At 41.8% G+C, this 22,868-nt stretch carries 19 protein-coding genes and 3 tRNA genes; 18 read left to right on the forward strand and 4 right to left on the reverse strand.

Translation table 11 applies throughout. The annotated features are described in order from the left end of the window. Positions 1-3: 3 nt before the first annotated feature. The 5 genes from NSP_RS03710 (at position 4) to NSP_RS03730 (ending at position 4,424) form a co-directional block, all read left to right on the forward strand. Positions 4-792, forward strand: coding sequence for a DUF6816 family protein (locus tag NSP_RS03710; RefSeq protein ID WP_006195667.1), 789 nt, complete (start codon positions 4-6; stop codon positions 790-792). An 87-nt stretch (positions 793-879) separates the two neighbouring features. After that, positions 880-2,700 carry an ABC transporter ATP-binding protein gene (locus NSP_RS03715; protein WP_006195668.1) on the forward strand — a complete coding sequence of 607 codons (1,821 nt, stop codon included), beginning with the start codon at positions 880-882 and terminating at the stop codon, positions 2,698-2,700. A 97-nt stretch (positions 2,701-2,797) separates the two neighbouring features. After that, positions 2,798-2,883, forward strand: a tRNA-Tyr gene (locus tag NSP_RS03720). An 89-nt stretch (positions 2,884-2,972) separates the two neighbouring features. Further along, positions 2,973-3,044: transfer RNA gene (locus tag NSP_RS03725), tRNA-Thr, on the forward strand. A 213-nt stretch (positions 3,045-3,257) separates the two neighbouring features. Continuing rightward, the gene (locus tag NSP_RS03730) at positions 3,258-4,424 is read left to right on the forward strand and encodes an Arm DNA-binding domain-containing protein (protein ID WP_006195669.1); all 1,167 of its coding nucleotides are present in this window, start codon (positions 3,258-3,260) and stop codon (positions 4,422-4,424) included. 22 nt (positions 4,425-4,446) lie between these two features. On the opposite strand, the gene NSP_RS03735 is transcribed toward NSP_RS03730, so the two are convergent. Further along, a tRNA-Arg gene (locus NSP_RS03735) sits at positions 4,447-4,519 on the reverse strand. Positions 4,520-4,903: 384 nt separating this feature from the next. Between NSP_RS03735 and NSP_RS03740 the strand changes: the two genes are divergently transcribed. The 4 genes from NSP_RS03740 to cutA all read left to right on the forward strand — a co-directional run bounded on the left by NSP_RS03740 (position 4,904) and on the right by cutA (position 7,901). Further along, positions 4,904-5,563 (forward strand): Npun_F0813 family protein, encoded by a 660-nt coding sequence (locus NSP_RS03740; protein WP_006195670.1) that lies wholly within the window; start codon positions 4,904-4,906, stop codon positions 5,561-5,563. A gap of 138 nt (positions 5,564-5,701) precedes the next feature. Next, complete coding sequence (locus tag NSP_RS03745) at positions 5,702-6,553, forward strand: hypothetical protein (protein WP_173403253.1); 852 nt, start codon at positions 5,702-5,704, stop codon at positions 6,551-6,553. 17 nt (positions 6,554-6,570) lie between these two features. Further along, entirely contained in the window at positions 6,571-7,569 is a 999-nt protein-coding gene (locus NSP_RS03750) for a helix-turn-helix domain-containing protein (protein WP_017803805.1), read from the forward strand. A 5-nt stretch (positions 7,570-7,574) separates the two neighbouring features. Beyond that, a complete protein-coding gene (gene cutA, locus NSP_RS03755) occupies positions 7,575-7,901 on the forward strand; it encodes a divalent-cation tolerance protein CutA (RefSeq protein ID WP_006195673.1) in 327 nt (108 codons plus the stop codon). 72 nt (positions 7,902-7,973) lie between these two features. Here cutA and NSP_RS03760 read toward each other — a convergent pair whose 3' ends face one another. Next, a complete protein-coding gene (locus NSP_RS03760) occupies positions 7,974-8,921 on the reverse strand; it encodes an ADP-ribosylglycohydrolase family protein (RefSeq protein WP_006195674.1) in 948 nt (315 codons plus the stop codon). 498 nt (positions 8,922-9,419) lie between these two features. Here NSP_RS03760 and NSP_RS03765 point away from each other — a divergent pair, with 498 nt between their 5' ends. From NSP_RS03765 to NSP_RS03780, 4 genes are all read left to right on the forward strand, one after another. Next, positions 9,420-9,956 carry a porin family protein gene (locus NSP_RS03765; RefSeq protein WP_006195675.1) on the forward strand — a complete coding sequence of 179 codons (537 nt, stop codon included), beginning with the start codon at positions 9,420-9,422 and terminating at the stop codon, positions 9,954-9,956. Between the two features lie 218 nt (positions 9,957-10,174). Then, positions 10,175-12,094, forward strand: a complete 1,920-nt coding sequence (gene sir, locus NSP_RS03770; protein ID WP_006195676.1) for a sulfite reductase, ferredoxin dependent — start codon at positions 10,175-10,177, stop codon at positions 12,092-12,094. Between the two features lie 101 nt (positions 12,095-12,195). Continuing rightward, on the forward strand, positions 12,196-12,903 hold the full coding sequence (locus tag NSP_RS03775; protein WP_006195677.1) for a 16S rRNA (uracil(1498)-N(3))-methyltransferase: 708 nt from the start codon (positions 12,196-12,198) through the stop codon (positions 12,901-12,903). Positions 12,904-13,043: 140 nt separating this feature from the next. Continuing rightward, complete coding sequence (locus NSP_RS03780; RefSeq protein ID WP_006195678.1) at positions 13,044-14,114, forward strand: tetratricopeptide repeat protein; 1,071 nt, start codon at positions 13,044-13,046, stop codon at positions 14,112-14,114. Between the two features lies 1 nt (position 14,115). Here NSP_RS03780 and NSP_RS03785 read toward each other — a convergent pair whose 3' ends face one another. Further along, positions 14,116-14,556: a RodZ family helix-turn-helix domain-containing protein gene (locus tag NSP_RS03785; protein WP_017803806.1), complete on the reverse strand. Its 441-nt coding sequence runs from the start codon at positions 14,554-14,556 to the stop codon at positions 14,116-14,118. A gap of 474 nt (positions 14,557-15,030) precedes the next feature. On the opposite strand from NSP_RS03785, the gene NSP_RS03790 reads away from it, so the two are divergent. Beyond that, a complete protein-coding gene (locus NSP_RS03790) occupies positions 15,031-15,699 on the forward strand; it encodes an esterase/lipase family protein (RefSeq protein WP_006198668.1) in 669 nt (222 codons plus the stop codon). Here NSP_RS03790 and NSP_RS23865 read toward each other — a convergent pair. Next, complete coding sequence (locus tag NSP_RS23865) at positions 15,629-16,060, reverse strand: VOC family protein (protein ID WP_006198669.1); 432 nt, start codon at positions 16,058-16,060, stop codon at positions 15,629-15,631. The two genes, NSP_RS03790 and NSP_RS23865, sit on opposite strands and share 71 nt — an antisense overlap. A 360-nt stretch (positions 16,061-16,420) precedes the next feature. Here NSP_RS23865 and NSP_RS03795 point away from each other — a divergent pair, with 360 nt between their 5' ends. The 4 genes from NSP_RS03795 (at position 16,421) to NSP_RS03810 (ending at position 22,828) form a co-directional block, all read left to right on the forward strand. Further along, complete coding sequence (locus NSP_RS03795) at positions 16,421-17,230, forward strand: TIGR00297 family protein (protein ID WP_006198670.1); 810 nt, start codon at positions 16,421-16,423, stop codon at positions 17,228-17,230. Between the two features lie 316 nt (positions 17,231-17,546). Next, the gene (locus NSP_RS03800; protein WP_006198671.1) at positions 17,547-18,305 is read left to right on the forward strand and encodes a peptidylprolyl isomerase; all 759 of its coding nucleotides are present in this window, start codon (positions 17,547-17,549) and stop codon (positions 18,303-18,305) included. Then, entirely contained in the window at positions 18,254-20,899 is a 2,646-nt protein-coding gene (locus NSP_RS03805) for a peptidase domain-containing ABC transporter (protein WP_006198672.1), read from the forward strand. The genes NSP_RS03800 and NSP_RS03805 overlap by 52 nt, the downstream gene beginning before the upstream one ends. 465 nt (positions 20,900-21,364) lie before the next feature. Next, complete coding sequence (locus NSP_RS03810; protein ID WP_006198673.1) at positions 21,365-22,828, forward strand: S8 family peptidase; 1,464 nt, start codon at positions 21,365-21,367, stop codon at positions 22,826-22,828. Positions 22,829-22,868: the final 40 nt, after the last annotated feature.

A 22,868-nucleotide genomic window follows, 5' to 3' on the forward strand; every position in this document is an offset into this window, starting at 1 on the left:
TTCATGCTGAATATCAGGGCGATTTGGAGTTGTTGCTTAATTATTTTCTGCCTACTGGGATCGAGTGGAACAGCAAAAGCCGGAGAATTATCTCAACGCCTAGCAAATTTTCCCCAGTGGGAACAACTCACATCTGTACAACCGGCTCAGGGCGATTTGGTTTATCCTGACTGGTTTGCTGGTTCATGGGAAGTTACAAGTACATTAGTAGATTTAGTTGCACCTTTAGCACCCGATATCATCACCCCTGGATTTGAATCGAATCGCCAACAACTAAATCAACCTGTGAGTTTTTTAGTGCGTTTTATTCCAGAAAAATCTCCAATTACTGCCTGGAAATTTATTCCTAAAATTGTGAATAAATCATCAATTTTAGTAGCAGATAGAGCTTTTAATAGCTTGAATTTAGCCAGGGCTTATTTAGGTGATGAAGCTGTATTATCAACCAAAGTAGATCCAGAATCACCTAATCGGCAAATTACCTTTTTGCGTGGCGATAGCCAATTAATTTCTATTGTAACTGCACGTCTTACCGAAACTACTTCAAATAGAAACTTCATCACATCAGAAGTATTTCAACAACTATTTAAAGGCGGTTCCCGTCCCTATTTCAATACAGTGGAATCTACTACCGCATACCATCAACTTTCTACATCTTATCCGTCAATTGAGGCGGATCAAGTAACTGCTGTTTATCTTTCACCTCAAGACCCAGATTACTTCGCCGCAGCTTCTCATCCAGTCGCCCTTTATCGCTACCGCTTAGAATTTTCACCTACTTCTCAAGATTGATTTATTTACCGACACTTGATTACAAAATATTACATTTTGTAATATAATTATTCCAAGCTAAGTTCGCGCTCTTGGATGGTGTGCATCATGGCCAAATTTCAAGATATTCTCAATTACTTTCATTCGGACTGGAAGCTGAGTGTTTTCACTATTGCTGCATCCAGCGTTTACGAAATTATTGATTTGCTTGTTCCTTATGGGATTGGGCAAATTTTAAATGTTTTGTCTAATCAACCGTTGGATAAACCATTGCAAAGTGCGATCGCTAGTATTGCAGAATATATCAATTACCCAGTTAATCAAACACTATCTTTGGGTGTATTATTGGGTTTAATTTTTGTAGTCACCGTAGTCAAAGCGCCCACACAGCCTTGGCTAACCGTTTGGTTTCATTGGGATATACCCTTAAGGGCGCGTCGCCATCAAAACGAAACAGCCATAGCCAAAATTCTCACACTCCCACTAGAATTTTATGATGAAAATAACCCCGGACGCATTTCTGGGCGAGTAGCCAGAGGTTTGGCTAACCATACTTGGACATATCCCGAAATTGCTGGTCAGTTGATTCCTAAACTGTTTCGGGTGCTGGGAATTTTCGGATTTATTTTATTGATTGAATGGCGAATTGCGGTTTTATATCTAATTTCCTTTGTATTTATCCTCGCCTTTAGTTTAAAGACTTTACGACGGATAATTTGGCATGAAAGTCGCCTCGATAAATATATGGAAGGTACAGAAAGCCGCACGTCAGAATTGATTACTAATATCAAAACAGTCAAAGCATTTGCCACGGAATCCCAGGAATTGAAGCGCCAAAAGCAACGTTTAGAGCGTGAATTGACAGTTGTTGATCATCGGATTCATAAAGGTTATGTCAAACTGTTGACTTTACAAAAGGTTGTCATTCAGTTTTGCGTGTTTACCATCTTAGGTTTAACCTTAGCCGCAACAGTAGCCGGGAGAATTACTCTCGGTCATTTTGTCATGACTTTAACTCTTTCTAGTATGGCTTATGCCGAATTGGAACCTATTAGCACACTCGCAGAACTTTTTGCCCGTCGCTATTCTTCGATGTTGCGATTTCACGAGTTTTTGCAAGCACCAATTGCATCTGATTCGGTTGGACTTTTGGAAGAGGAAAAGCAAAAGGAATCACCATATAAATTCACGGGAAAAATTGAGTTATCGCACATTAATTTTGGATATGATGACAGCCGTCAAGTTTTGCAAGATATCAACTTGTTGATTTCACCCTATCAAACAGTGGCGTTAGTTGGGCGTTCCGGTTCCGGTAAGTCCACTTTAGTGAAATTGCTGCTGCGGTATTTTGAACCTCAAGAAGGTCAAATTTCCATTGATGGTCAAGATATTCGCACCTTGGATGTAGGTAAGTATAGGCGCAGACTGGCGATCGTTCACCAAGAAGTGGACATTTTCAACGGTACTATCTTGGATAATCTCACCTACGGCAAACCAAACGCGACTCTGGAAGAGGTCAAGGAAGCCTGTAGAATTGCCAGAGTTGATGAAGTGATGTCACACCTACCCCAAGGTTATTACACCGTTGTGGGGGAACGTGGTGTGAGGTTATCTGGAGGACAAAGACAGCGCTTAGGAATTGCGAGGGCGTTATTAGTCGAACCAGATGTGCTGATTTTTGATGAAGCTACTTCTAGCCTAGATTACGAGTCCGAGCGTGCTATTCAATTAGCCATGCGCTCAATTCAGGGGACTTGCACCACAATTGTTATCGCCCACCGTTTAAGTACAGTCCGGGAAGCCGATAAAATAGTGGTTCTCGATCAAGGCCGAATTGCCGAGGTGGGTAGCCATGATGAACTGTTGCGTCATGAGGGTATTTACCACCGCTTGCACTCTCTCCAAGAAACCGGAGAATTGCTGAGTTAGTTGTCAGTCGGTGAAATTAATCTGTTCTGAAATCTTTTTGGAAAAACACTTGCAATTTCTAAAAAGTGGTGCTAACGTTAGTAATCGTGAGACAAATGGGTCGGTGTCCGAGTGGTTAATGGAGACGGACTGTAAATCCGTTGGCTAGCGCCTACGCTGGTTCAAATCCAGCCCGGCCCACCACTTCTAAAGTCATGAGCTATAATAGCTAAGTGATTGGTATACTCACAGCTTTATAGCTCATAACTCAAAAATCCAAGTTTCTAATTTTTGCCCGTGTGGCTCAGTGGTAGAGCACACCCTTGGTAAGGGTGAGGTCACGAGTTCAATCCTCGTCACGGGCTTATTTATTTGAAGAAATAATCAACGCTAAACCAAGGGTTTCAGCCTTTCCAATAGACTCAGGGATTCATAAACTTACTCCCTGAGTTCTTTTTTGACTATGATTTTGACTATGATTTGACTATGAGGTCAAAACCTAAACAATCATCCTTGCCTTTTTGACTATGATTTGACTATGATTTTGGTAGAACCAATTATTTTCATAGTCAAAATATATGCATAAACCAGAAAAGGCTTCTAAAGGATCAGCAGGTATTGAATCCTTTCAGGGAAGATTACGTCTGAGATTACCAAGACAACTTTATGAAGGTTCACAAAAGTATCTGACCCTGGGTTTAGCTGATACACCAGAAAATCACCACATAGCAGAACAGACAGCGCATCAAATAGAGTTAGATATTCTCTCTGGCGAATTTGACAAAACACTTACTAAGTACAAACCCCAGAGACATTTATCTATAGTTATTCCAGGTGAACAACAGACTATAACCACAATTTCAGCATTATGGGATAAGTACATTGAGTACAAACGTCCATCTCTAAAACCGAGAACATTAGATAAACTGGCTGTACTGGAAAAACATATTAAACGCTGTCGTTATCAAAATTTGAACGAAAGTATCAAAATTAAACTGGCTTTATTACAACAAACAACCAATTCACAAGCTAAAGATGTACTGATGTATCTGGCAGCAGCTTGTAAATGGGGCATGAAATACGGTTTAGTGAATTTTAATCCCTTTGAAGGAATGTATAATTCACTTCCCAAGCATAATTGGCAGGATAATTCAAAACCTAATGCTTTTAGTGAAGCAGAAAAGCAAAGGATAATTCAGGCTTTTAAAAATCACAAACCTTTAAAAGGTATGGGTTACAGTTATTATGCTTCATTTGTAGAGTTTTTATTCTTGACCGGATGCAGACCATCAGAAGCCATTGGCTTGCAATGGAAGCATATTACGTCTGATTGTTCTAGAATTACTTTTGATAGTGCATTAGTTCAGGTGGGAAACGGTGAAAGGGTAAGAGTTAATGGCTCCAAGAATAATAAAATGCGCGGTTTTAACTGTAATCAAAAACTACAAGTATTATTATTGTCCATTAAGCCTGAAAACTCTGAACCTGAATCTTTAGTCTTTCCATCTCCAGAAGGACTATCAATACATTATAGAAACTTTTCCCGACGGGCTTGGGATAAAATCGTAGATCCTTTAGTAGCCCGTCAAACTACTCCATATTCATGTCGTGATACTTTTATATCTGAACAAATTGCTAAAGGTGTTCCTACTGCTGTAGTGGCAAAATGGTGTGATAATTCAGTAGATGTTATAGAACAAAAGTATCTTGATGCTGGTCTTTTAGACCAACTGAAACCGCTTTAATTATTCATTCAATATCATAAAACGGGTGCGGCAGGGATCGAACCTGCGACCAACGGATTAGAAATCCGTGGCTCTATCCACTGAGCTACGCACCCAAGTTAATTAGTTTGCTCCCAAAGGAGTCAACTGATAAATCATTATATCGTTATTTCGTAGCAATAAGCAAGCAAAAATTGCATATTGCCCACTAGCAAGGGTAAGATCCAAGTCGCTAGTGATTTGATTTACATTGACATACTCCCCGCCCCATTCGGGACAGGGATTCTAGGATACTGGCGGAAAATGCGGAGCGAACCCCGTCTGACTTTTCCTCTCCTACTGGAAAATGCCCTCTGGGCGGCATACTCTAGGTTAGCTTCTGGCGATCGCGAAGCTCAACCCCATGACACGCTAGGTAATCGCTCCTTTGGCGATGTTACCAAAACACGACTACAGATCGCATTATCCACAAAGCCCCTGATGAGTTATTTGCTAGTGCCATGTTTATTCTCAAACGGCAGGATGTTGAAATATCGAGTATTCAGCACCCAAAACGGGATCAGCAAGTGTCGATCCTTAATTATCAGGGGCAAACCTTTCGCTTGATTAGCGTCTTTAAAGCTAGTCAAGAAGAAGAAGCTAGAGCCTTGTGGAGAGAATTAACTGATAACCGGGGTAAGGCCTGTGTCTTGCTAGAGGAACCGGATCGCTTTAGTGTCTGGGGGAAAGTCCGCTTAGATCAAATAGATAATGACACTGGTGGCTATAGCAAGAGAGGAATTTACATTCAAGGGAGTCTTTTACTGCTGCAAGCAGTTTATCTCGACATTGAGGAGTTATTAGGCAATCGGCAAGCGGGAATTTTTGAGAAAGATATTGCACAAGTGTTACAAGAGCAAAAATTTCCTGAGACATCTTCCCTAGAAGCAGTCAAAGATTTGGTAACAAATGACCCGCTAGATTTAGTCAAACTTCCTCCCTGGCAAGAAGAACATTTGATTAGTTTATTGCAAGAACTGCATAAACTCGGAAAAACATATTTCGGGAATACTAACTTTGCCCATCAAGTCACTGATATGTTACAAGATATGCCAGAAGCCGAGCGATCGCTGTTTATCACTTGGCTAAATCAAACATCACTGAGTAAACTGTGGCAATAGCATGACAAGTGTGGGAAAAACTACAGCTATCGGTAGTGATGCTGGTAATTAACTAGTGTATCACTGGATAGATAGACTGCTTCCTACACAGTCCTGCACACCAAAATACTGCTGAGTGCATTTACATAGTCAATTTTTATGAGTAGCTCTTACGACAAGTCCTATCGTTCTCCATCCCTCTTCACCAATCGGAACATCATCTTGGCTGGTACCGCCTGGGCTGTGTTGGCACTGTTATACTTTTTATTATTTAGTGCCAAAGTCCCAGGAGCAGATGGTGTAGAAAGTCGTGCTGACTGGTACGTCATTGGTACAAATATTTTTGAAGGCTTGGCTTACTTGGGTGCAGGTATCTTATGCTTAAGGAATTGGCGTAGCCCGCAAATCGTCAGTAGCCGGAATATTTGGCTCGCAATTGCTATTGGTATGTTTTCTTATTTCCTGGGAGGGATATTTTTCGGTTACACAGAAATAATTTTAGACGAAGAACCGGATGTGTCTATTGGCGATATCTTTTTTGTCCTGACTTATCTTTCCCTTGGCGTAGGCATGATTTTAGCTGTAGCTTCCAGACGAATTAATTTAGAAAAATGGCAGTTGCTCATTGTGTGGGCAATAGGAGTGTTTGGTAGTCTGTTGCCATGGTGGATTTCGATGAAAGAGTCAGAACCCTCAGAGCCGCTAGTTACTGTCTTGAGTTGGTTTTACATAGTTAGCGATGTAGTTTTGTTAATTATTGCTACCACTTTGTTACTAGCTTTTTGGGGGGGAAGAGTTGCTCAGTCGTGGAGAATGATTGCAGCGGCCGCGTTTTCGCTCTACATTGCAGATATGTGGTTTAACTATGCTCAAGGGCCAAACTATCAAAGTGGGGAGATACTAGAAGTGTTTTGGGTATTTAGTGGAGTTTTATTTGGTATGGGCGCTGTCCTAGAACATGACGCATCATTGAGCCGAACTCGGCGTTCGAGCGGGCGCAAACGAGCTTAGAAAATTTGGTGTCTACCGTGAGAAAATTAACAGATCCTGACAAACAAGAAATTCTGAAGTTATATCGAGAAACTGCCGAAACAACCTCAACTTTGGCAGAACGCTATGGTGTGAGTAACTCGACAATTAGTCGTCTGCTCAAAAGTACCTTACCAGAAGATGAATACGAATATCTCGTTTCTCTCAAACGTGCCGCTAGGACTCCTGAAGGCAGGGCGCAGGTAAGTTACGAGCAGTTGCCTTTGTTAACTCAACCAGAGCCAGAGAAAGCGCAACCAAGCCAGGAAAAAGCAACTCCTCGCTTGAAGTTACCAGAGATTTCGCCTCCCAAGCCAGTGGTAGAGGAAATTCATCCAGAGTCAGAGCTAGAGGAGGAAATTAGTTCCTCTATCAGAAGAGTCCGGCGGCGTTCCTCAGCAGAGGAAAAACCAAAGTTACGCCCAGCAAAGCGATTAGAAATAGTCGAACCCAAGCCGCCGGAAATCACCAGTGTTCCTGGCCCCATATTAAAGGACGAACATCCTGAAGCAAATGTCATCGCCCAAATGCTCGGAGAAGACTTGCTAGACGAGTCAGAAGATTTGTCAGATTTAGAGGATGATTTAGACGAGGACGATTACGAGGACGATTACGAGGACGAGGAAGAAGACTTAGAGGATTCAACACCTTTAGTGACAACACGCAGGGTAAGTGAAGCACCAGTTCAAGTCTTGCCATTGTCGGCAGCACAGTTGCCGAAAAGTTGCTATTTGGTCATCGATAGGTCCTCTGAGTTAATTACCCGACCACTTAAGGATTTTGGTGACTTGGGACAAATTCCTAACCTAGAAACCCTGCAAAAAACTTTGCCAGTGTTTGATAACCATCGTGTCGCAAAGCGTTTCTCAACCAAGCGCGATCGCGTGATTAAAGTTCCCGACAGTAAAGTACTACATAAGGCTAGTACTCATCTGCAAGCCAAGGGAATTACGCGACTGTTGATTGATGGTCAGGTGTACTCTCTGTCTATGGTTTAAAAGTTATGGAGATACCTGCTGATTATGGTGTAGTACTGGTGACAACTGCCAACAAGCAGGAAGCAGAAACAATCGCAAATGCCCTTGTGGAAGCTCAACTAGCTGCTTGTGTGAGTTTGTTGCCCATCCATTCAATTTACGCTTGGCAAGGAGAAATATACAAAGAGTATGAGTGGCAGTTGCTGATTAAAACTGATTTGGCACTATTTTCCACTTTGGAAGCCAAAATTCGGGAACTCCACTCTTACGAGGTTTCAGAAATCATCGCCTTACCTATTGTTGCGGGTTCGCAAGCCTACTTGCAATGGATTTCTCAACAGGTTAAACCTTAGCAGTTGTCTAAAAACCCCTCTTGCTCCCCTCCTCCCTTGCACCGGAGGGGTTTGGGGGTTGGGTGATTTGCTCTACATTTGAGCGTCCATAGCGTCGGCAAAACGCTCTGCCAACTTGATAATGTCCTGTTTGCGGGCGATTTTGTTGATCCATTCTTGGGGAATATTTTCCACACCGTAGTAAATGCCTGCTAACCCCCCAGTCACAGCAGCAGTAGTATCTGCATCTCCACCCAAGTTAACGGCTTTCAGGACTGTCTGGGAGTAAGATGAGCTATTTAACAAACACCACAGGGATGATTCGAGGGTATCAATCACATAGCCACCAGAATTAATCTCTTCCACTGGTATCTTGGCTATTTCACCACTGAATATTCTGCGAAAATGCGGCTTTTCTAAAATATATTCCCGGTCAACGTAAACTGATTGAATTCTTTCTAATCCTTGTAAATAAGCTGTGTCCAGGTTAGCCCCTTCTAGTAAGGCTACGGCAATACTAATATAAATACCGCAGGCCATTTGCGATCGCACATGAGCATGAGTAATTGCAGAAACATCATGCACCCGCTCGATCAATTCGGTGAAAGTTATGCTTTGATGACAATAAGCCATCGGCAAAATTCTCATCAAAGAACCATTACCATTACTATTTTCTACCTTACCTCCTGCCTGATGAGGTACGATCCCCTGTTTCAGGCGCATAATGGCTTCATGAGTGTTTTGACCAATATCAAACAGGTCGCCACGAGGAGTCCAATAAGCTTGCTTATACCAGCGCCAAAAAGAATTGGCTATAGCATCCAACGAATATCCTCTACAAAGGCTTTCTGCCAAGCAGAATGTCAACGAACTATCATCAGACCAAGTTCCCGGTGGTTGATTCCATGTGCCATAACCTAGCATCGTTGTCACTGGAGATTTCACTCTTTCAGCCCGGCTAGTAAACTCAACTGGCACACCCAACGCATCACCGACACATAAACCCATCAAACCAGACAACGTTTTTGTAGCGGTTAGCATTATTCACTCTCCATGAGAATTACCAAAACTTAACTTTATAGATTCCCTCTCAACCTTGTTGCCATAACTGCTACAGCCTATTATTTTTCCTATGTGAATAGCCAGAATAACGGGTATTAATTAACTATTTTATCTACTATATCTTCTGGAAAATTTATTTTTCTGGTTGTGCCAGTTGATCAAGTGCCTACTCTGAGCAAAAATTCCGGAACGGGAAAAACCAGCCAGAAAATATCAAGTTTTTCCTTGAGCAATTTCAGCCGAAAGCCCAATACATAAATAATGATGGGTGAGGCAAACGCCACAACAACAGCGATTATTTAAACTTTGCGCTCATGGGAAAATTCTTTTGGTCATCGGTTACACCTAATCAGCCTGGAAATCTGCTGCAACAAAGATCATAAAGATTTTCCCAAAATATAGAAATTATCTGGAACATTTTTATACTGTTTTCGACCTGGAATATATCAGCAAAACCTACAAAGTTTTTTCAAGATTATGAAAAATATCCTCAAGTCTTTTGTGGCAATTTCTGCATTATCTTCTTTAATAGTTGCCCCTCTGATTATTAATGCAGGTCAAGCTTCTGCTCAACCAAAAAAAGGTACAGATGCTAGTTATGTTGGTATTGGTGTTACAGGTGGTCTGACTAATGATGGAGGAAACCAAGATACTGGTAACTTTGGTGGGAATGTCACTGGTCGTGTGAAATTGGGAAATACACCATTGTCGGCACGCGGTAATGTGATTTGGAATAATGAGACGAGTGCTATTATCCCAGAAGTTTCCGTAGACGTGCCAATTGCTAAAGGTACTAATGCCTTTATCACTGGTGGTTATTCTTTCCTAGAAAAGAATAACTTACCTACTCCCCTAGGCGACAAAGATGCTGTAGTTGTGGGTGCTGGGGTAGAGTCGGAAGTTGCTAAGAATCTTCTGGTTTATACCAATGCCAAAGTGGGTATCCGCTCCTACGAAAATAGCGGTGGTTCTGCTGTCAGCATTAATGGCGGTGTAGGCTATCGCTTTAGGTAGGACTGGATACTTCCTGATAGACGCAATTTATCGCGTCTCGACAAACAACTATAAAAAAGCCGATTTTTGGAAGTGTTAAATCACGGATAAAGTCGGCTTTTTGCCGTGTTAAAATTAGATGATTCCTCTTATTTCCGACCGGATTACCGGGAATCACTCAGCCGAAAAAATGCTTCGGCGTTGACCGATGCCTTATTGAGAATACTATAACAATTCTGATGGTTAAATCTGCTCCTGCCCCAATTGCCAATCGTGATCAGCCTTCCAAAGTAGAAGGCATTAAGGAAAGAAGTAATTTTTTACGCGAACCTGTAGCTACCCAAATTCTGGAAGATACAACTCATTTTACCGAAGAAGCAGTACAACTGATCAAATTTCATGGTTCCTACCAGCAGGATAACCGCGATAATCGCGTCAAGGGACAGGAGAAAGATTATCAGTTTATGCTGCGGACAAGAAATCCTGGTGGGTTTGTACCGCCGCAGTTGTATTTGGCTTTAGATAATTTATCTGATGAACACGGGAATCACACATTACGAGTTACTACCCGTCAAGGCTTTCAGTTGCATGGGATTTTAAAAAAGAATCTCAAGGCGGCGATCGCCACTATAGTACAAAATATGGGTTCAACCTTGGGTGCTTGCGGGGACCTCAACCGTAACGTCATGGCTCCACCCGCCCCCTTTAAAAATCGCCGAGATTACCAGTACGCCTGGGAATATGCCAATAATATCGCTGATTTGCTGACACCGCAAACCGGGGCATATTACGAAATTTGGTTAGACGGGGAAAAAATCATTAGTGCCGAAGAAAGTCCAGAAGTCAAAGCTGCACGCCAGCGTAATGGCACTGGTACAATTATCCATGACAGCGAAGAACCGATTTATGGGACTCACTATATGCCCCGGAAATTTAAAATTTCCGTGACTGTACCTGGTGATAATTCCGTAGATTTATATTCCCAAGACTTGACTTTAGTCGTAATTACCAATCCTCTGGGAGAATTAGAAGGATTTAATGTGTTTGCCGGTGGCGGTTTTGGCAGGACACACAATAAAGAAGAAACCTTTGCCAGAATAGCAGATGAGATTTGCTATGTAGATAAAGATGATGTCTATCAGCTAGTCAAAGCGATTGTGGCGACTCAAAGAGATTATGGCGATCGCACTGACCGTCGTCATGCTAGATTAAAATATTTAATTAACGAATGGGGTGTAGATAAGTTCCGCACCCAAGTTGAGGATTATTTCGGTAAATCAGTCGCCCCCTTTAAACCCCTACCAGAATTTAAATATTACGATTTCCTCGGTTGGAATGAACAAGGTGATGGCAAGCTATTTTTAGGCATTTCCGTTGATAATGGTCGAGTTAAAGATGAAGGTTCCTTTCAACTGAAAACGGCCTTGCGGAAAGTTGTCGAGCAATTTCACTTACCTATGCGCTTGACACCCCACCACAACATCATTTTTTACGACATTCAGCCAGAAAATAAGTCAGCCATTCAGGAGATTTTACAAAGTTGCGGTATCGTTGATGACCCCGAAACCATCGAACCTCTAGTCCGGTATGCAATGGCTTGTCCGGCCTTGCCTACCTGCGGCTTGGCGATCACCGAATCAGAACGGGCAATCCCAGGTATATTAGAACGAATTCGCACTCTGTTGGATAAACTAGGTTTACAAAAAGAACATTTTGTGGTAAGGATGACAGGCTGTCCCAACGGCTGCGCTCGTCCTTACATGGCAGAATTAGGTTTTGTGGGTAGCGCCCCCGAATCTTACCAAGTTTGGCTGGGAGGTTCGCCGGATCAAACAAGATTAGCGCAACCTTACATAGAAAAGCTACATCATAACGACATAGAAAGCTTTTTAGAGCCAATTTTCGTTTACTTCAAGAATTTCCGGGAATATGAAGAAAGCTTTGGTGATTTTTGCGATCGCCTGGGTTTTGATGCTCTACGTGAATTTGCTGCCACTTACCAACCCCAAACTACTAATACTGTCAGTAAATCACGCCATCGAGTCAGTATTAAGGATGAAGTATATCTCAAGTTGAAAGAAGCAGCCAATAGCCAAGACAAGCCTATGACTGAGTTAGTCAACGAAGCCCTAGAAGCTTATTTCCAAAATCTGCCGTAAATTCCAACTTCGTGGTTAATTTCCAACCTATTCTCCATTACTTGTAATAGAGAGTAGGTTTAATTTTATGCTGTTTACAGCTTCGGCTTCAGGTAATTCACATGGCGCAACTACAACGAATTGCGATCGCACCCTCTCAAATTCAAGAAAATCTGATTACCTTGACAAAAGAGCAACAACATTATCTCAGAAGAGTGTTGCGGTTACGTACAGGCGATCGCTTCATTGCGATGGATGGTAAAGGCAAATGGTGGTTAACTCAATTAGAATCAGAGCAAGCCCAGGTTTTAGAAACACTCACCGTAGAAACTGAATTATCTGTAGCCATTACGCTCATGGTAGCCTTACCCAAAGGCAATGGATTTGATGACATCATCCGGTATTCTACGGAATTAGGTGTAACTTGTATTGCTCCGTTATTGAGCGATCGCACCTTACTAAATCCCAGTCCGCAAAAACTCGAACGTTGGCGACGCATAGCTACAGAAGCAGCAGAACAATCAGAACGTGCTTTTGTACCCACAATTTTAGAACCTGTAAGTTTTATGACTGCGATTAATGCTAGTCAAGCAACTCACCGTTATATTTGTGAAGGGCGTGGCGATTATCCGCACTTAAACAGCCTAGTTAAAACTGATATACCTGAAATCATTATTGCTACTGGTCCAGAAGGGGGATGGACAGAACCAGAAATTGAAAATGCGATCGCATCTGGATTTCAACCAGTATCCCTTGGTCGCCGTATCTTGCGCGCAGTTACAGCACCAGTAGTAGCATTAACCTTAATTTCCGCAAATTATGAAGTATAAATAATTTAGGATGTCCCATTTAAAATAATTCGTAGTTGCAATCATTGGAAACTTCTACACTCTTAATTACGAATTACGAATTACGTAGCTTGCTTCTCGCCCTTGGCGAGTATTACGAATTACGAATCAGGAATTATACAATGATTGAGCAACTTGCCACCGCCTTTGAGCGTAAAGATTATCACACAGCAACCAAACTACTCAAACAGTTATTAAAAGAAACACCAGAAAATCCTTGGGTGCAATTTTATCTAGGACTACTGCATCAAGTATCTGGAAAGCACCAGCAAGCAGATAAAATTTATCGACACCTGCTACGGAGTACAACCAACACCAAAATACTCGCTCAAGCTCGCCAAGGTTTGCAGCGACTCCAAGAAATTGAGCAAGAAGAAAGACAACGCGCCATATCCAAAGCCACATCTGAACCCAGTAATGCTGAACTGGGAGTATTAGTATTAGAACCTTTAGCAACTGAACTAAAAACTATAGCAGCGCCAAAATTTGCTCAGATTATGCAACTAGACCCCTACACAGCCAGGCTATTGCTACCGAGTCGCGGCTGGAGATTCTATCGTACTGGACAAATAGGAGAACTCAAATTTTATGGTCAACAGCTACAACAAGCCAGTATTCCTTGCTTCTGGACAACAATAGCCGCAGTAGAGCAAATTCAAGTTTTTCAGCTTAAATATTTTTCAGAATCACAACCAAAACCTACTATTGTTTGCCGCAACCAAGAAAATCAACTTGGTTCCCTCACATTTGACTGGTCAGAAGTCACAGCCAAAGTGGTAGGACGTTTACCCATGTTTGAGCAAGTTATAGACCTTGACAAGCGTGGGAGATTAGAACGCAAAACCGAAACCCAAGACTATGCCGAGTTTTGTGATTTACACCTACCTAGTAGAAATTGCATTCTCCGATTTTATGATCATGGTTATGAATTCCAGAAAGGCGTAGAAATGACTTCTCAAGCCAGCCAAAATACAACCAGAATTAATTGGAACAGTTTACTGCAATGGATCTCATCACAAATACCAGAAGTTAAAACTTGGTCAAATTTCACATCCTTCGCACAGACCGTATTAGACCAAACAGAAATGCTGGGCAACATTGAGTCTCACATTCACCTATTGCGTAGGGAAAAGACTAATTGGGACCCAGCGTTTCATTTATATAGTGGCTTGGTATTTGTGAATCAAACCTAACTTAGTTAGAAGTTTTCATTTTACTAGCCATATCTAGGTAAGAACTCATGTTCGCACCTGGACGACGACGACTAGAGCTAGAACCTGAAGGAGCAAGATATTTGGGTGCAAATGTAGTTTCAGCAGGTACTGTTTTTGTACCATTAGATGTTGCGGCTGGAACTGTAGCGGGTTCAGCTTGAGGAGCTTTGCCATTTTTTGATGGCTCTACCTTGTCCGCTTTTTTTGCAGTGGGTGCATTGCTCTTAGCCGCAGGCGCGTCTGCTGGCGAAGCTACTGCTACTGAAGCCGCAGCTTTTGTACCATTAACTGTAGTTGCAGGTGCTTTCTCAGATGCAGGTTCATCTAACTCCAAGTAGTAGCCATTGCCTTTTTTGCCAGGTAACAACCCAGTGATGAAGCCGAGAATACCCGTGATTAACTTTTTGATAAAACCGAACATGAAAATTTCTCCCGTCGTGTATATATATCTTTGAACGTGGTGTCAAAAAAACCGTAATATATTACATTTTTTTGCACCAACTATGCGATTAGGGTGACAAACCTTATAATTATCTACTTAATTAACATTGTAGTAAAACTACAGAGCAAATAGTCTTAACTCTTTAGTGCAAGCACTCGCAACTCGTAGATATCAAGAATTAATTATCAAATTTTATGGTAGCTAAGAGCAAGATTATGAAATAATGCTTAATCAAAATTAACATTTTTTGGTTTAGCTTACACAGATTTCCTTAAAAAATTAGACAATAGAATTGTTGTGCGATTCCAGCCCCCCACGCCAGTGACTCAACCAAGACATCTCGAAGATATGGAATTGTTCAACCAGTGGGAAAAGTGTCATAGCCGATTGGCAGGGCATAACCATACTCAGTTAAATTTCCTACAGACTTGTTAATGCAGGCAACATTGGGAAATGAACACCAAAAACCAACAGCGCAACTCCGTATTATTAATACACGGTATTGATGACACGGGAGCCGTTTTTAATCAAATGGCCAGTTATCTCAGACAATTGGGTTGGTCTGTGCATACTTTGGATCTCGTTCCTAATAATGGTGCTGTTGGGCTGGATATTTTGGCACAGCAGATAGCTGATTATGTCGTCAAAACCTTTGCGCCAGAAGAACCAATCGATTTAGTAGGCTTTAGCATGGGAGGAATTGTCAGCCGTTATTATGTTCAACGGCTAGGAGGAATTAACCGTGTGCAGAGGTTTATCACTATTTCCTCACCTCATCATGGAACTGTGACGGCTTATGCTTCCCAACGTCACGGCTGCTTGCAAATGCGCCGCAATAGTCAATTTATCCAGGATTTAAATGCTGATGCTGTGATGTTAGGGCAGCTAAATTTTACGTCAATATGGACACCCTATGATTTGATGATAGTTCCGGCAAATAGTTCACAAATGCCACTGGGAAAAGAAGTAGTAGTACCAGTTGTACTACACTCTTGGATGTTAACAGATTCCAGAAGTTTGGCAGCAGTCGCATCTGCTTTAGCCGAGCCAGTTAACCCCTGTCACCAATTTGGGTATGCTGATAACTGCCAAAAATCGCCTCTGGGTGGCGGTAATATTTAAATTCCATCAAGTTGTAAAAGGGATCTTCTAAAAAGAAAGTGCGATGTTCTAAGGGAGAACCAACAAAGCGAGTTTTAGGTGATTCCCGAAAAATTAGATTTTGCTGTTGTGCTTTTTCTAGTAAGTCCTCCCAGTCATGTTCCTGGAGAAAAATTAGTCCAAAGTGCCTGGGATATATAGTTTTTTGCGGTAATAGGGTTTCTTTGGTGACGTGGGCTACTAATTGATGTCCGTAGAGGTTCAGAATTAGCGCTTGAGGATTTTCACGCCCAGGGATGCAGCCGAGGGCATCGACATAATATGCTTTAGTTTGGGCTATGTCAGTCACGGGAAAAGCCAGATGAAATAAAGTTTGGCTCATGGGTATTGTTAAACTCCGGTTTTAAATAATTTTAGGCAACGCAGCGAGTATTTGAGATTGAAAACGAAAAAATCCGTTCATCCAAAATTGGTGCGGTCAATTTGCACACAGTTTTAGATAATTTAAACTTATATCCTGATAACGATGTTTGCGTGGAGTGGGGTAGAGAGCCGATGAATCGCACCTGTAAAAGTAGGGAAAGGTTTTTTGTTGTTTTCCCTGTTTCTTCTCTTTTGGACGTGTAAGAGGAATAGAACCGGGGCATTTTTTGAATTAGGTAGTGGCAGGAATTCAACATCTCAATTCTAAAATTGGTTATTCTGTTGATATTCTGGCAAAACTACTGATGATTTATTACCGATGTTATCTTTTATTGACTCTGCAAATCCCTGGTTGGTAGCAATAGGATTGAACACCATTTTATTGGGTTTAGTATGGATTTCGCCCAAACAGCTACTGACTCCAGCAGGAATATTTCACGCTTGGTTTCTAGGAGTACTCATTTGGGTAACTCTCGGTTGGAAAGGATATCTCGTGGTAGGGTTCTATTTTTTAGTTGGTTCTGGTGTAACACGTATTGGTATGGCACAGAAAGAAGCAGCAGGAATAGCTGAAAAGCGTTCTGGAGCTAGAGGCCCGGAAAATGTTTGGGGTTCGGCGCTGACTGGGGCTTTGTGTGCTTTGGGAGTAGGGATTCTCAATTCAGGATTACTCATACCCAGTACCCAGTCTCTAATCCCTAATCCTCAGTTGTTACTGTTGTTAGGCTATGTGGCGAGTTTTAGTACTAAGCTTTCTGATACCACTGCTAGCGAAGTCGGTAAAGCCTATGGTAAACGTACCTTTTTGATTACGACACTGCAACCTGTAGCTCGTGGTACAGAGGGAGCAGTGAGTTTAGAGGGAACAATAGCAGGTGTGGTGGCTTCGATTGCGATCGCCTGCGTAGGTTGGGCAGTGGGTTTGATAGATTTATTAGGAGTAGCTTGGTGCATATTGGCTGCATTTATCGCCACTAATTTAGAAAGTGTAATTGGTGCAACATTGCAATCTAAATATGACTGGCTTACCAATGAAGTAGTAAATATTTTCAACACATTAATTGGTGCGATCGCCGCCATCTTACTCGCCTTAATCTGGACAATTACGACTTCTGCATTCTCTGCCTAATTCTTGAAAAAAAACACAAGTATGAACGCGGATTAGACGGATTAAGGGATTTCACGGATTTTACCATCTGTCGAACTCACGTTAATCTAATCCGCGTAATCCTTTAATCAGCGTTCGGATTTTAGTATCTGTCGCTATCATAAATAATTTAATCCGCGCAAAATCAGTTATCACCTCAAGAGACGTTGTTCACTGTTCACTGTTCACTGTGTTTATTGCAGTTAATGATTTCGCTGTGAACCAGATTGGCTGGAAAAATTGCCAATATATATTTTGTAATATATCAAACTTTCGCTGTTCCTTATCAGATTAATTCATGGAATCTTCATCATTTTTGACAGTAAATGACCAGCCAATTTTTATAAATCAGGCAGTAAAATATCTGCAAGCCTCTGGAAAACTAGCGCATTTCATTGGCGACATTCTCCGCCAGTATGTTATTGAACAAGAAATACAAAACAGAGATGACATACAAATCAGCCCCGCTTTAACAGAACAAACCATCATTGATTTCCGCCTCAAAAATCAACTCAACGACCCCCAAACTTTTCAAGAATGGTTACAGCAAAATGCCACAGATTACGCTACCTTTTACGAATCAATCGCCTTTAGCTTTAAATTAGAAAAACTAAAAGTTTTAATTGCCGAACCAAAAATCTCAGAATACTTTATTGAACGCAAAATTTTTCTAGATCGGGTGATAGTTTCCCGGATTATTGTTGACAATCAAGAAATAGCTGAAGAACTACAAACCCAAATTGAAGAAGGAGGTAGTTTTGAGCAACTAGCAAAAGAATATTCCTTGTCAGAGGATCGAATGGTTAACGGCATGATGGGGCCAGTCAGCCGAGGCACAATGCCAGATCAATTGAGAGCAGTTATTGATATAGCTAATCCTGGAAAAGTTGTCGGTCCTATAGAAATCGAAGGACGTTATGGCTTATTTCGAGTAGAACAATTTCTGCCCGCGTCTTTAGAAGATATGCAACTCAAACAAGCACTACAAAATGAATTATTTGAGAAATGGCTAGTGGAGAAAATTCAAAAGCTGACAGTCAAACTACAAATGAGCTAAAACTTCTGAATAATCAATCTTTACAAATCAACGCCTTAGCTTCTATACCTTGGAATCAACCGCCCCTATCTTCGCTGACAAACGAGCAACAATCCCAACTGCAAAATCAGGCAGAAATTCGTCAGTATGCTCTGGGAGAAAAAATTTGGTCAACCGCAGCAGGTGGTTATCAGTTTTTTATTTTTACTGGTAAAGTCCGCTTGCGGGAAGAAGGAGAAGGAAAGCCTTTAGCAGCCCTACAAGCCGGGGATTGGTTTGGCGACTTATATCAGTTGACTGTGGATTGTAAAGCCGTAGCTGCTAGCAAAGAAGTAGTAGTAGTGTGTTGGAATACAGCGCTGTGGTCAGAATTTTCCACTCCCGAAATTGCAGAGTTTTGGCTAGCTGCAAAGGGTGATAAGGAGACAGAGGAGATTCAGAAGAGCCGGGACATTCAGCAACTTATCCCATTCCCGACTCCGGTGACATCGGGGTATCCCTTCGTTTATAGTTGGAATACTGCTGCTGCTTGCTTAACAATGGTGGCGCAACAATTAGAACATCCAGTCAAATTAGAATGGGTGCAACGCCAACTCAGGGGACAAAGCCCGAAAAATCTGGTGGAAGCGGGGGAAAAGTTAGGGTTGGTGTTGCGAAGGGTGCAAGTTAGTTGGGCTGACTTGCGGCAGTTATCGTTTCCAGCAATACTACAATGGCAACCCGATTCATCTCCACCGGCTTCCTGGGTAGTAGCCTATGGGATGAAAGGATCTAACTTAATTATTGCTAATCCCCTCAAAGATGATTATGCTTGTGAGAGTTTACCGCAGTCAGAAGTTGAGTCTGCCTGGGATGGTAGACTATGGCAAGTTGAACTGGTATCTAATCAAGAACAATTTAACCTGGGTTGGTTCACTCCAGCAGTTTGGAAGTATCGGAAACTGTTAGGAGAAGTATTACTCGCATCTTTTACTTTGCAGCTTCTGGGTTTGGGGACACCACTGATTACCCAAGTTGTAATTGATAAAGTGATGGTGCAGCAGAGTTTGCCCACTTTGGATGTGATGGCGATCGCCCTCTTAATGATTGCCTCATTTGAATCTATACTAGGTATTCTGCGGCTATTTATCTTCACTCATACCGCCCGGCGTTTAGATTTAAGCTTATCGGCGCAACTATTTCGCCATCTCATGCGTTTGCCTTTAGCTTACTTTGAATCCCGGCGCGTAGGAGACACCATAGCCAGAGTTCAAGAACTAGAACAAATCCGCCAGTTTCTCACAGGTACAGCATTAACTGTAATTTTAGACAGTATCTTTGCTGTAGTGTACCTGGTATTGATGTTTTACTACAACGTCCAACTCACCTTTGTAGCTTTGGCTGTATTACCGTTATTTGCAGCTTTGACAATTATTGCTACACCAATTCTGCGTAAATGGCTCAACGAAACCTTTAATCGCAGTGCTGACAGTCAATCATTTCTGGTAGAGACAGTTTCAGGGATACACTCAGTTAAAGCCCATGCAGCCGAACCAGTAGCACGCGATCGCTGGGAAGGATTATTTGCCCGTTTTGTGCGTACAGGATTTAAAGCATCCACCACTTCTAATATTAGCAGTAATATTGGTAACTTTCTCACCAACTTTTCCTCCTTACTTATCCTCTGGTTTGGTGCGAAATTAGTCATCGAGCAAAACTTAACCATTGGGCAACTTGTCGCCTTTCAAATGCTATCGGGAAGAGTTACCGGACCACTATTGCGTCTAGTGCAACTATGGCAAAATCTGCAACAAGTTCTACTTTCAGTAGACCGAATTGGTGATATTCTCAACATCGCCCCAGAAGCAGAAATTGGTACAGGGTTAGTTTTACCACCCCTGAGAGGTCAAGTCACCTTCGAGCAAATCTTTTTCCGCTACCAACCACACATTGAACCAGTCCTCAAAGGCATCTCCTTCAACGTAGAACCAGGGCAATTTGTGGGAATCGTTGGCCGCAGTGGTTCTGGGAAAAGTACCCTTTCCAAGCTATTACAACGCCTCTATCAAATTGAATCAGGACGGATTTTAATTGATGGATTTGATATTAAAAGTGCCGATTTAGCCTCATTGCGCCAACAAATTAGCGTAGTTCTCCAAGAAGACTTTTTATTTAACGGTACTGTCTTAGAAAATATCACCCTCGGTAATCCCGATATTAGTGCAGAACAAGTAGTAGAAGCCGCTAGGTTAGCTGTAGCACATGACTTTATTAGTGAATTACCCTACGGTTACGAAACCAACGTGGGAGAAAGAGGAACAGCTTTATCTGGTGGACAAAGACAACGCATAGCCTTAGCCAGATTATTTCTTTCCCAAGCGCCAATTTTAGTCTTAGATGAAGCTACCAGCGCCTTAGATAGTGAAACTGAACAGCAAGTTTTGCAAAACTTACAAAAAGTTTCGGCTCACCGAACTGTATTCCTCATTGCTCACCGTTTCGCTCCCCTCAAACGTGCTGACTTAATTCTAGTCTTAGAAAAAGGCGTGATTGCTGAACGCGGAACACACTTAGATTTGTTACAACAAAAAGGTTTGTACTGGTCATTATATCAAAGACAGCAAGCAAATATTTAGTCATCAAATTTATTCTTTTTCGTGTCTTCGTTTTTCAGCACCACCAAATTCGTAGGGTGTGTTATGCCGTAGGCTAACGCACCTTGAATTATTTACACTGAGCGCTGCTGAAGTATTGACGGTGCGTTGCGCTTTGCGACAACACACCCTACAAGAAAATTACGTATTTGGATAACTTATTTTTGGGAAGTTGCTTACAGTTATTTTCAGGTAAATATACCAAGTGGTAGGATCGCAAGGTCTTGCGCCCCTAAGACAGATATGGTTCAAATACATGAAAAATAATAATTTTCAGAAAGATTACACTTTCAACTATGTTCTTTAGTCAAAAAAGTGTCATTTTTCTATTTCATTTCATAGTAATTTTTGGCAAAGGGGTAAACTCACCTTTTACTTTAAAACCTTAGAGACAGGTTTTAACAATTAGTGTTGCCAAAAAATACTTTATTTGAGGAGAAAATATATATGCCCATTGACGATATTAGTCACAATTTGTTTCCTCATAACGGGCTAAACTTCACCCCTATCTCCTCAGTAGATACATTTTCAACCCAGAATGATCAGAGATTCAGTTTCAGTGGTCGCAGTAGCTTTTATCCAACCAGTGATATTGCTGCAACTTCCGCCCGAACTGCTAACTATAATTTTACTTCTGGCTATGGCTTAATTAACAGCGCCGCCGCAGTGGCTAGAGCTGCTGGTGAAAATACTTTTGCTGATGTTCCTAATCTTGGTGGTAATAATTGGGGAGCAGATTTAGTGAAAGCCCCAGCAGCTTGGGCGCAGGGATACACCGGGAAAGGTGCGGTGATTGCTGTGTTAGATACTGGGGTTGACTACAACCACGCAGATTTGAAGAATAATATTTGGACTAATCCCGGAGAAATTCCTGGTAATGGCATAGATGATGATGGTAATGGCTATATTGATGATGCCCAAGGTTGGAGTTTTGCTGACAATAGTAACAATGTTATGGACGTTAATGGTCACGGTAGTCACGTAGCGGGAACCATTGCTGGGGGGAATAATGGCTTTGGGGTGACGGGTATTGCCTATGATGCCAAGATTATGCCAGTTAAAGTGCTGAATGACAAGGGAGCAGGCAGCAGTAATTCTGTCGCCGATGGTATTTACTATGCTGTGAAGAATGGCGCTAATGTGATTAATCTCAGTCTGGGTGGAAATTTTCCGAACAGCACCCTGGAAGCTGCAATTAAATACGCTAGTAGTCAAGGGACTGTGGTGGTGATGGCAGCAGGTAATGATGGTAACTTATTTACAAACTATCCTGCTAGCTATGCCAGTAACTGGGGATTAGCAGTGGGAGCAGTTGATCAGAATAATAATATGGCTAACTTCTCGAACAGAGCAGGGCTGAATTCATTTCCCTATGTCACCGCTCCAGGGGTTGGGATTTATTCATCAGTTCCTGGTAATCAGTACGCTACATATAGTGGCACATCTATGGCTACTCCCCACGTTGCTGGTGTAGTTGCTTTAATGCTGGGTGCTAATCCCAATTTAACTGATGCCGAAATCCGGAAAATTATCATAGAAACTGCGGGAAATAGTACACCCATAGCAACGTCTAATTCCTTCCAGATCAGCCCGGTAATTTCTCAGGCGATCGCACAGATGGTAGGCAATAGTACATCAGATACTACCATTAACTGGGAATTAAAAATTATAACTTCTCATCAACCTTCAATCTCTTCATTTGTCAGCACAGGCTCATCAATGAATCTAGGAGACCTGAAGCAATTCCGATATTACCATAGCACCCTCAACACTGTGGGCAGCATCATGAATAACATCTTCAATGCTGATAATGTTGACGACAATAACCCAGATATCACAGATATCGAAAAAATTCTCAATCAATTACAGCAGCAGATAGAAGAATTTAGAAGATTTTTCCCTGGTTTCTAATTTGACAGGGGAACTCCAAATCCCCCCTGCACCCTGCACC

It is taken from the genome of Nodularia spumigena CCY9414, assembly GCF_000340565.2.
Taxonomy (GTDB): domain Bacteria; phylum Cyanobacteriota; class Cyanobacteriia; order Cyanobacteriales; family Nostocaceae; genus Nodularia; species Nodularia spumigena.